Origin of the sequence: Cognatilysobacter terrigena, assembly GCF_004361065.1 — a bacterium.
Classification (GTDB): domain Bacteria; phylum Pseudomonadota; class Gammaproteobacteria; order Xanthomonadales; family Xanthomonadaceae; genus Cognatilysobacter; species Cognatilysobacter terrigena.
The window spans coordinates 1-1329 of sequence record NZ_SELT01000071.1 but is presented as its reverse complement, the minus strand read 5'-3'; the positions used below and the strand labels follow the sequence as shown (position 1 = coordinate 1329).

At 60.3% G+C, this 1329-nt stretch carries 1 protein-coding gene; it reads right to left on the bottom strand.

Annotated elements, in window-relative coordinates; translation table 11 throughout:
- Window positions 1-1031 precede the first annotated feature (1031 nt).
- The coding region (locus EVS83_RS15400; RefSeq protein ID WP_208108779.1) for a hypothetical protein at window positions 1032-1329 on the bottom strand (298 nt) is incomplete at its 5' end.

Below are 1329 nucleotides of genomic sequence, written 5' to 3'. Positions count from 1 at the left end.
TGCGCCAACGGCCAGCCCGACCTCTAGCGAAAGCATGGACGTCGCGGCTGATACGAGCTTTCTTATTCTTGCGAATTCCTGATCGGGTGTCATAGGGGCCTAACACCTGAGTTAAGCCGCGCCGCGACGCGGCGTCGGCTTGGACGAATTGTTAGGCCGCTCACGTGATGGAATCACGGCGGCTGCCCCCAACATGGCGCCGGATGCCGTCGTCGCGGCCCAAATAGATGGCCATAAGCACGCCGCACACTCCAAGGATGCCGGCCGCAAATAGGCTGCATGCGATAGCCGGCAACCCGGTCAGCCACAGCGCATCTCCAGCCTCGCTTCCACAGCCTAGGCTCGAAGCCACGCGGTTGAAGACCCAGTCCGTTAGACCGAGAGTGAAGATAGTCCAAGCCCATGAGAAACCCGCTACCAACAGCGCAGCCTTCCATCTGCGGCGTCGAGACGCGAGCCAGATGATCAGCGCGAGCAGCAGAGCTGACAGTAAGAGAATGGGGCTTTGAAGCAGCGAGTGCATAAGCACTTCTGCTTTAGAACGCGCAATGTCGCTGCAATTTTCCATAGCGGCCTAACACCTGAGTTAAGCCGACCTGCGTAGTGGAGGCTTTGCAGTGGCAAGCTTTACCTGCCACTGCAAAGCCGTAACGAAGCGGGGTCGGCTTGAACGAATTGTTAGGCCACGCCCAGCCGAAACCGCTTGAGCTGAAGCCTAACTCCCAAGCGCGATGGTACGACGGCCCGGGTTAGGAGTGCCGCGGACCGCAAATAGCCGACGGTGAACGCTGCGAACGCGACGTGTGACGCTGGGCTGGCCGCAAGCGCCGCGGCACAACGGGCGAGTGCGGCGGGAACAGCATTTGCGGAAGTGCGATGGAGCTGGCGCACGAAAGCGGAGAAGTTCGGCGTGCGATCAACCCGGCTTTGCCGAAGGGTTGCCCGCAACCTGAAACCGCAGTGCGTGGCCTAACACCTGAGTTAAGCCGCGCCGCGAAGCGGCGTCGGCTTGGACGACTTGTTAGCGCCCATCATGGCAGGGTATCCAGCGCTAGGTTTAAGTAAAAGCCGGAAGAGTCGCGGAATATTCCACCTGAGCGTACGGCCGAAATGATGGCCGAGTCGACGTTTTTCGCCCCGATTTCATCAATGGCGGCCAGCATCCTTTGTTGGAATGCCGCCTGCTGAGCCTCAATCTGTTGCGTTGTCGCGTTTGCCCAAGCCTGGCCTTTGTCTTCGTACGCAGCGGCCGAGGCCATGAGTGCGATTAGTGACTCGCTTGCGACGGGTCGCGGCATGGGCGCTAACACCTGAGTTAAGCCGCGCCGC